Origin of the sequence: Duncaniella sp. C9 (assembly GCF_004803935.1) — a bacterium.
In the GTDB taxonomy this organism is placed as follows: Bacteria; Bacteroidota; Bacteroidia; order Bacteroidales; family Muribaculaceae; genus Duncaniella; species Duncaniella muris.
Genome location: NZ_CP039547.1, coordinates 1,963,932 through 1,971,839, shown reverse-complemented (window position 1 = coordinate 1,971,839; position 7,908 = coordinate 1,963,932). Strand labels below are relative to the sequence as shown.

Here is a 7,908-nt window from a genome sequence, read left to right as displayed (position 1 = left end):
TGAGTAACTTTGCCACCGACACAAATTTATACTCTCGATATGGCTATCAAATTAAATAGACTAAGTAAAGTCAAACCTGCGAGTGTTGAAGATATGGATAGTATCGCAAGGGCACAGGCGCAGGGCGATGATATGCGCAGGGCTACTGATGTTCTGTTGCAAGCACAAACCCTATATCAAAATATGCATCGCTTTCGCCGTGAACGAGAGCGGAATAAGCGATATAACTACGGCGACCAATGGAGCGACATAGTGTGTGTGAACGGAGTGAAGATGACCGAGGAGCAGTACATTATGAAGCAGGGCAACATACCGCTGAAGAATAACCTCATACGCCGACTTGTGCGTAATGTTATCGGTGTGTATCGAAGTCAAGCGACAGAGCCGACCTGTTATGCGCGTGACCGTGACGAACAGAAATTAGCTGAAACGATGTCCACGGTATTACAATATAATATGCAGCTCAACCGCATGACCGAGTTGTATGCGCGAACTATGGAGGAGTTTTTAATCTCCGGTATGATTGTTCACCGCAAATGGTTCGGTCGCATGAATGACAAAGAAGATTGTTGGACGGAATATGTTCAGCCCAACAACTTTTTCATTGACAACAATATGCGCGATTTCCGCACATGGGATTGTTCCTGCGTAGGAGAAATACATGATGTCAGCTTCGAGGATGTGTGTCATGAGTTCGCCAAATCCCCCACCGATTATGCGAAACTCGCACAGATATACCGTTCTGCAAGAGAAAAGATTGTTCTGACACAAGCGTGGGAACAGTTCGGTTACTCTCAGTCCCCAGAAATGGATTTTCTTGTGCCGCGTGATGAAAGCCGGTGCCGTGTGATTGAGGTATGGCGCAAAGAAACAAAACCTCGCTATTGGTGTCATGATTATAACAACGGCGATATATTCAAGATTGAGCTTGAGGATTATAAAGAAATGGTAGTGGAAGAAAACACACAGCGCATCATGCAGGGGTTGGCCGCAGGTATGCCGCAGGAAGATATTCCACTAATCCGTGCCGAGTGGTTTATGGACTCTTTTTGGTATTATTACTACCTCACACCATTTGGCGATATTCTGAAAGAGGGAGAAACACCATACGACCACAAGAGCCACCCATACGTTTTCAAGGCATATCCTTTCATTGACGGCGAGATACATTCGTTTGTCAGTGATGTAATCGACCAACAGCGATACACCAACCGCCTCATAACCCTCTACGATTGGATTATGAGAGCATCGGCCAAAGGTGTGTTGATGATACCGAGCGACTGTATTCCAAAAGGAATGTCGCCGGAGGACTTTGCAGATATGTGGAGCCGCCACGATGGTGTTATTGTCTACACTCCGTCAAAGAACCACCGTGACCTGCCTCAACAGGTTCAAGCCAACTCTACCAATATCGGCATTAACGAATTGCTCAACTTACAACTCAAATTCTTTGAGGACATATCGGGTGTGAATGGAGCATTGCAAGGCAAACCCGGATATGCAGGAATGTCTGCGGCGCTCTACAATCAGCAGACACAGAATGCAACCACATCGTTGCTTGACCTGCTCGACACGTTCAGCGAGTTTGTGCGCGATGCCGCATATAAGGACGTTAAGAATATGCAGCAGTTCTACGACCAAAAGAGAGTATTCAACATTGCCGGTCGCGTAGGCACTCAGATTGAGTATGACCCCCGAAAAATCCGCGATGTTGAGTTTGACCTTTCAATCGTGCCGAGTACCGCGACACCTGCTTATCGCGCTATGGCAAACGACTTCCTTATGCAGTTGTGGCAACAGCAAGCAATCTCGTTGGAGCAACTTCTACAAGCCGGAAATTTCCCATTCGCAGACGAGTTGTTGCAGTCTATCCAATCGCAGAAAGAGCAGTTGGAAGCCGGACAGGTGCCGGAGGGTGTATCACCTCAACTTATAGCACAGGCACAGCAGGGCGCAAATATGAATGCCGTAAACCAACTGCAAGGTGCCATGCGCGGAGGTCAGCCACAAGCGCAAACCGCATAGGTTAGAATGAAGCCGCCGATACAACTTTAGGAACATATTTCAGATTGTTGCTGCCGCGAGTTACGACTTGCGGCAGTTCCATTTCATAGAAACAGATGTGCAGGCCTATTGCTCGTGTCATAAGCAAGTCGTCATGAGTACCGGCCTTTGCTCCGAAAGAACCGTTAGGCTTCTTCTCATAGTTCAAAAACTCGTCAATACAACGCTTGTCACGCTCAATATAAAGACCCTCACGTATAACCTTTACAAGCGTTGAGATAATCATCGGCTTAGTGGCAACATTAGTGTGGAAGCCATAACGAACAGGCAAGCCTTGAACAATCGCGTCCTCTGATTGCTTGCGAGCATACAGGTTTGGATAGATGTCTTTTATCTGATTGAGTATAGCCGTGGATTGGTCGCCGTCCACGTTGCGCTCCTTATCGTGTGTTTCGAGCGTATTACTTTCAATGACGAGCAGGGAGTTGTCGTAGAACGCAGCTATCTGAGCAGCTTTCCATGCCAACAAGTCCATATCAATGTGGCCGTACCATTGAGCGACAACAGACGGTTTGCCACCGTCCATCATCAACAGACGGTCGAATACCACAATCACAGACCAGTCGGCCTTATTGGAGCGACCGCCAACGTCCACGACAGTAAGGTAGCGGTTTGTCACCTCCTCCGGGTCATTAGGATTAACAGGGTCGGGCAAATTCCAAACCCACAACATACCCTGTGCATCGGCCTTGAACCGCAAATCGCGCAGAGCGTCCTCGCCCTCATCGCCGTGCGCATATATGTCGCCCACATAGCGAGGAGGCTTCTTTGTAGTCGGCCGCAGAGCCTCCACACAATACTTGTCGAATACAGCAGAGCCGGAGTTTACAAATGCCTCTACATCATCAGACGGATATTCGGAAGCCATTGAACCGTGGTCGTGATACTTTGCTCGTTCCTCAACATACCAATGAATGCCCTCCAATGTAGCACCAATCTCCCACAACCACCAAAGATACTTGCCACACTCCTCGCGGTCTGAGGGCGCAGAGCCGTTCAGCCTATTGTCGTACAACCATGTAGCAAACTTATATAACTCCTCCTTATTCTCAAATGGAAGTTGGTACAGCTCGATGTCAAACCACGAAATAAACAGAGGCTCAAACTGAGATTTAATTTCCGGGTCTTTGGCTGCAACATACTCGTTATGGAAGAAATTACCTACACCGTTGGCCGTGCTTTCATATACAATCATCGTATAAGGTCGATACAGGACACCCGAACAGGCAGAGCGCACAATATCCTCCGGCTTTTTGCCGTCAGTCGCTTTCCACAAACCGACCTCCGAAAGATGCACAAGAGCATAGTCACCACCACGACATGAGTCCGGCGACTCGGCAGAGCCTATTGAAATTGTTGCGTTACGTTGTGGCACAAGCTGAGTAAGGCCGGAGCGACCTACACCGACAAGTTTTTCCTCGTTCTCGGAGTATGTATCTCCTGCCTCATGGAGCATCGACACAGGGTAAGCCTCAATCATCTTCTTGAACATACCCTTGATTGTTTCAGAACCTTTGTTATAGTTGGATATGATTAGAGAGTTGAGGCCGGTGCGATGAATGAGTTGCAACCATGCCATATAAAGCTGTGATGTTGTAGAGCCTCCCCATTGTCGTGCTTTGAGCAGAATTATTCGTATTGGCTTTTCTGCAAGCCTCATACGTTCAAGCATCTCAACGAACCTACGTTGAGGGTATGACAAACGGAAAAGACAGTCGGGCTGACCGACCTCCTTGTTTTTGATGTAGACGAAAGTCGCAGCCCAAAATGGAAAATCATGCAATGAGCGGAGTCTAACAAAAGTATTGATAACGGCCTCCCTGTCCTCTTGAGTCGGCTCATCAACTCCCATATCATTGCGCAGGAGGCCGTCTATACCATTGTTCTTTATCAGTGCCTTGACAAGTGTATTTTCTGCCATTGAAGCAGGTAACCATTGTGACTGCATGGGAAAGTCCTGTATATGCACAAAGACACGTTTACCGACAGAACCCTCGCCGGTGATAGGATTGAACCGCGAAAACATCTCATCGCGGCGCTTGTCATTCTCAGCGACTATGTTAGAAACTGTAATTTCCTTTTCCATTGTCGTACCAGCCGTTGCGGATTTTGAATAACCTTTCAAGTGCTGATGAAACCTCCATATAGAATTTGGGTGCGGGAGAATTGACAACATTAAAGACCAACTGACACAGGTGCCAATCGGGGTGCTGTTCTTTTAGAGCCATTACCCTGCGGTGTATCTCCTCAAACATTTCTCGTTTTGTCGGGCGCATCGTTTCCAACACCGGCTTCCCTCGCATAATAGCAGACACCACCGCAGCCGCACGTTCCTCTGATACCCAAAACCGGGGAGAAGGAGAATTAACAATCTTCTCGCCGATTTCGTTCAACCGAACAAAACTCGCTGCATCTACCTGCTCTCGATATGCCTTTAGCAACGCTGCATTGCGTTCGCGAGTAAAGGCCAAAACACTTCCGAAGGACTTCATTGCGCTGCACTTTAAGGTATTAAACTCAATACAAAGATACAACATAGCAACTCAAAAGATAACGATGCCGACCCATTTAACACCCTTAACTTTGCCATAGATTAAACACCCATGTAACATCAATTTGAAACTATGGCTGAGGAAAAGCAAGTTAAGAGCAGACGTGACCAATTTGGCGAACGACTGAAAAAGAAATACCCCGACAGAGAGTATGCCGATGATGAAGCCTTATTCGGCCAAATCAGTGACGATTATGACGAATATGACAACAAGTTATCGGGCTACGAGGAGCGCGAACGCAAGCTGACTGATATGCTTGCGAATGACCCCCACAGCGCTCAGTTCATTACGGACATGGCGCAGGGCAAAGACCCGTGGACGTCACTCATTAACCGTATCGGCATTGACGGTGTAAAGGAAATGCTCGATGACCCTGCAAAGATGGACGAGTATTCTGCAAGCAACAAAGAATACATCGACCGCATGGCCAAGCAGAAAGGACTTGAAGAGGAGTGGGAAAAGAATATGAAAGCCACCCTTGCTATGCTTGAGCAGAAACAGCAGGAACTCGGTCTTACCGATGAGCAGATAGACGCTGCCGCCGATTGGATTAAGGAGGTTACGAATGACGCTGTAATCGGTATCATCAAACCCGAAACAATCGACATGGCTCTCAAAGCTATCAATCACGATGCAGACATCGCCGCCGCAAGTGAGGAGGGCGAAATCAGAGGCAAGAATGCCAAAGCTGAGGCAAAGCTTCGCAAGCCTAAGCGCGGTGACGGCACTCCGACTTTGGGCGGAGCCAACAATGCACCTGCGCCCTCTCGTGATAAAGGTTCAATCTTTGACATTGCAGACGGAGCGCGATAATGGGTGAACATATCAAATTTGTCGAAAAGCCTCTGCAACCCACCAAAGGTAGTGCAGGACTGAAAACGCAGCTTCCGGGATGCGCGACAACCGTCAGCAATCTTGCATCAGCAACAGGCGGCATCAAGCCGGGTAACATAGTATCAACCGATAAATAGACAATTTACATTTAATTTTATAACGCTATGGCAGAAATCGAAAACGTAACTGTAGGTTCGGGAGCGGCAGTTCCCACCTCTCCCGGCACAGCCGGGGTGCAGTCCCAAGCACCGGGTCAAGCCACTACCGTCAGCACTGTAGCGGGCGCAACAGGCGGCATAGCACCAGGCAATCTCGTAGAAACAGACATTGACGACCAACTGTTCCGCTTCCAAAGCGAGGACACGGCACTCATGTCGCTTATGCTCAAAGCAAAGAAAGTCAAGGTCAACAGCCCCGAAGTTGAACACTTCATGATTGACGAACAGCGCAGCTCCCTCACAACGGACACCGCAGTCGCAGCAAGTTCAAAGGCTCAGTTCGTACTTCCCCTTGCGGCAAGCGACCAAAACATTCCGCGCGACTATCACACACTTCTCGTCCCCGATGTGGACGGCTATGCTCCCGATGGCAAGACCGTTACCCCCGGCAAGAGCCTCATGCTCTTTGTTACAGGCCGTGACACAACCACCGACAACCCCGTAGTTCGTGCAGTCAATGGTCCGAAAACAAACGAGACCGATGCTTTCTGCACAACTCCTGCCATTCCTGCCGGTTCAAAGGTGAAACTTCTCGCCAATGCGATGTATGAAACGCAGAAAGAAGTAGACCCCGACCTCATCGTGCCTCGCCCCTCTATTGTATATCTTCAGAAGCGTGGCATGAACCAAGTTGTTTCCGACTACTTCGAGGCACAGAAGAAGCACATTCCGTTCACGCAGAGCCTCATCGCAGAACAGGCAATCCTTAATTTCAAGCGTGCCGGCAACCGCACCCTGTGGACGGGTATCAAAGGCAAGCTCCCTGTCAAGGTGCCCAAGCTCGGCGAACAGATGGTTTACTTCACCGAGGGTATCCGTTGGCAGTTCAAGCGCGAACTGCAGCACGCAGGTACATGGACTTACGAGAAGCTCATTGCCCTTGCCAAGATGTATTTCACCGGCGAAGATGTTCCCAAGACCGCCCTGCTCCTTGCAGGTAAGAACCTCCTTGAAGAATTGCAGTGCATCGACTTCAGCAAGCACAAGGAAATTCAGATTGTCACCAAGACGAACCCTATCGGTTGGACTGTCACAAGCATTCACACCGTGTTCGGCGACATCGACATCAAGCGTGAGCCTACTCTTGACACTCTCGGCTATTCCAACTCCGGCGCCCTCATAGGCGAAGACCGCCTCGTCCACTACATCTACTCGCAGCAGCACGAGTTCAACGACCGTGTGGAGGGCGAAGAAGCTACTCGCAAGGGTATCGTTGTGTGGGACGGCCTCGCACTCAAAGGCGCTTGTCACATTTGGATTGACGGTGAGGGCGAAAAGGCAAATGCCGGTGCCACCACCTACACCATTTGGGAGAGCAAAGAAGCTCCTGTCGGTGCCGACCTCGTTGAAGGCCGCGTATATCTGCTCACACAGGACTGCCCCGGCATCAATGCCGCCGCACAGAACGGTCAGATGTGGCAGTACAAGGGTGAAACAGGCGGTTGGGTAGAGTTCACAGGTGAAATCATCGCAGACTAACCCGTATCATCAAATTAAACAGGAAAAGTGGCGGAGGGCGGCCAACGCCTTACCGCCACTTTTTTCATTCAACAAATCTCAAACCCCATATAAGACAATGGAAAAAATCACTTATGGCGCACCCCGACTTGTTGATTGGGTCGCACAGATTAAAGCCGGAGCCGCTACTGTAAGGGTACATTTCACCGGCGGAGCGCTTACTTCGTATGGTGTTACTCCTGCCGAGTACACCACGGCCAATCCTTTCATTCAGAAAGTGATTGAGCAAAGCACCTATTTCAAGGAAGGTCGCATCATTCTTTTGCGCAGAACCGCGTTGCCCGATGTTGCGAAGCCAACAAAAGCCGCAAAGCCGAAGCCCCAAGCACCGGCACCTAAACCCCAAACAGTCGCTCCGACTCCCGAAGCTCCTGCGCCTGCACCTGCCGAGGTTGAGGCCAAAGTCGAGGAGGCCGAAAGCCCTGCACCGGCTCCTGTCCCCGAAGCAGAACAATCTGCCGAGGAAGCAACAGCGTCAGCCGAAGAAGTCGCAAACGATGAGGCGGCAGACGGCCTCACAATCGTTGAAGCAAGCTGCCTCCAAGACGCACAGGCATACCTGCAAGAGCAATTCAACATTTCTTCCTACAAAGTCCGCTCCTACGATGCCGCGCAGAAAGCCGCATCAGAGCATGGTGTTAAGTTCGTTGGCGCAAAGTTCGACACCCTTAACGGCGGCGAAAGCACCGAGAGCGAAAGCGTAGAAGAATAAACTACATGAC

The 7,908-nt window shown here is 49.6% G+C and carries 7 protein-coding genes; 5 read left to right on the top strand and 2 right to left on the bottom strand.

Annotated elements, in window-relative coordinates; all coding sequences use genetic code 11:
- Window positions 1-183: 183 nt before the first annotated feature.
- A complete protein-coding gene (locus tag E7745_RS08075; protein ID WP_240740272.1) occupies window positions 184-2,025 on the top strand; it encodes a hypothetical protein in 1,842 nt (613 codons plus the stop codon).
- A gap of 1 nt (window position 2,026) precedes the next feature.
- Here E7745_RS08075 and E7745_RS08070 read toward each other — a convergent pair whose 3' ends face one another.
- Both E7745_RS08070 and E7745_RS08065 read right to left on the bottom strand, forming a co-directional pair.
- On the bottom strand, window positions 2,027-4,150 hold the full coding sequence (locus E7745_RS08070; protein ID WP_136408611.1) for a terminase: 2,124 nt from the start codon (window positions 4,148-4,150) through the stop codon (window positions 2,027-2,029).
- Entirely contained in the window at window positions 4,125-4,556 is a 432-nt protein-coding gene (locus E7745_RS08065; RefSeq protein WP_123398027.1) for a hypothetical protein, read from the bottom strand. The genes E7745_RS08070 and E7745_RS08065 overlap by 26 nt, the downstream gene beginning before the upstream one ends.
- 132 nt (window positions 4,557-4,688) lie before the next feature.
- On the opposite strand from E7745_RS08065, the gene E7745_RS08060 reads away from it, so the two are divergent.
- The 4 genes from E7745_RS08060 to E7745_RS08050 all read left to right on the top strand — a co-directional run bounded on the left by E7745_RS08060 (window position 4,689) and on the right by E7745_RS08050 (window position 7,898).
- The gene (locus E7745_RS08060) at window positions 4,689-5,429 is read left to right on the top strand and encodes a hypothetical protein (protein WP_123398028.1); all 741 of its coding nucleotides are present in this window, start codon (window positions 4,689-4,691) and stop codon (window positions 5,427-5,429) included.
- Window positions 5,429-5,587, top strand: coding sequence for a hypothetical protein (locus E7745_RS14830; RefSeq protein ID WP_168182050.1), 159 nt, complete (start codon window positions 5,429-5,431; stop codon window positions 5,585-5,587). Before E7745_RS08060 ends, E7745_RS14830 begins: the two co-directional genes overlap by 1 nt.
- Before the next feature lie 27 nt (window positions 5,588-5,614).
- Window positions 5,615-7,147 carry a hypothetical protein gene (locus tag E7745_RS08055; RefSeq protein ID WP_136408610.1) on the top strand — a complete coding sequence of 511 codons (1,533 nt, stop codon included), beginning with the start codon at window positions 5,615-5,617 and terminating at the stop codon, window positions 7,145-7,147.
- Between the two features lie 97 nt (window positions 7,148-7,244).
- On the top strand, window positions 7,245-7,898 hold the full coding sequence (locus E7745_RS08050) for a hypothetical protein (RefSeq protein WP_136408609.1): 654 nt from the start codon (window positions 7,245-7,247) through the stop codon (window positions 7,896-7,898).
- Window positions 7,899-7,908: the final 10 nt, after the last annotated feature.

What these genes read in the sequence shown, in the direction of transcription:
- E7745_RS08075 (WP_240740272.1), top strand. Translation starts at nt 184, where the DNA reads ATGCATCGCTTTCGCCGTGAACGAGAGCGGAATAAGCGATATAACTAC.
- E7745_RS08065 (WP_123398027.1), bottom strand. Translation starts at nt 4,556, where the DNA reads ATGAAGTCCTTCGGAAGTGTTTTGGCCTTTACTCGCGAACGCAATGCA.
- E7745_RS08070 (WP_136408611.1), bottom strand. Translation starts at nt 4,150, where the DNA reads ATGGAAAAGGAAATTACAGTTTCTAACATAGTCGCTGAGAATGACAAG.
- E7745_RS14830 (WP_168182050.1), top strand. Translation starts at nt 5,429, where the DNA reads ATGGGTGAACATATCAAATTTGTCGAAAAGCCTCTGCAACCCACCAAA.
- E7745_RS08050 (WP_136408609.1), top strand. Translation starts at nt 7,245, where the DNA reads ATGGAAAAAATCACTTATGGCGCACCCCGACTTGTTGATTGGGTCGCA.
- E7745_RS08060 (WP_123398028.1), top strand. Translation starts at nt 4,689, where the DNA reads ATGGCTGAGGAAAAGCAAGTTAAGAGCAGACGTGACCAATTTGGCGAA.
- E7745_RS08055 (WP_136408610.1), top strand. Translation starts at nt 5,615, where the DNA reads ATGGCAGAAATCGAAAACGTAACTGTAGGTTCGGGAGCGGCAGTTCCC.